The following is a 255-nucleotide window of genomic DNA, read 5'->3' as shown; positions in this document are numbered from 1 at the left end:
GACCGCCCCAGTCAAACTGCCCGCCTGACACGGTCCCCTGACCGGTTTCACGGTCACGGGTTAGAACCTAGATACGATCAGGGTGGTATCCCAACGGCGCCTCCACACAAGCTGGCGCTCATGCTTCAAAGGCTCCCACCTATCCTGTACAGACCGTACCCAAGTTCAATATCAAGCTGCAGTAAAGCTCCATGGGGTCTTTCCGTCTTGTCGCGGGTAACCTGCATCTTCACAGGTATTAAAATTTCACCGGAT

The 255-nt window shown here is 54.5% G+C and carries 1 rRNA gene; it reads right to left on the bottom strand.

The features are described from left to right. Positions 1 to 255: ribosomal RNA gene (locus KJS47_RS23910) — 23S ribosomal RNA — on the bottom strand; the annotation flags it as partial.

Origin of the sequence: Paenibacillus sp. J31TS4 (assembly GCF_018403265.1) — a bacterium.
In the GTDB taxonomy this organism is placed as follows: Bacteria; Bacillota; Bacilli; order Paenibacillales; family NBRC-103111; genus J31TS4.
The sequence above is the reverse complement of the archived record's forward strand: the minus strand, read 5'-3'. Positions and strand labels throughout refer to the sequence as shown.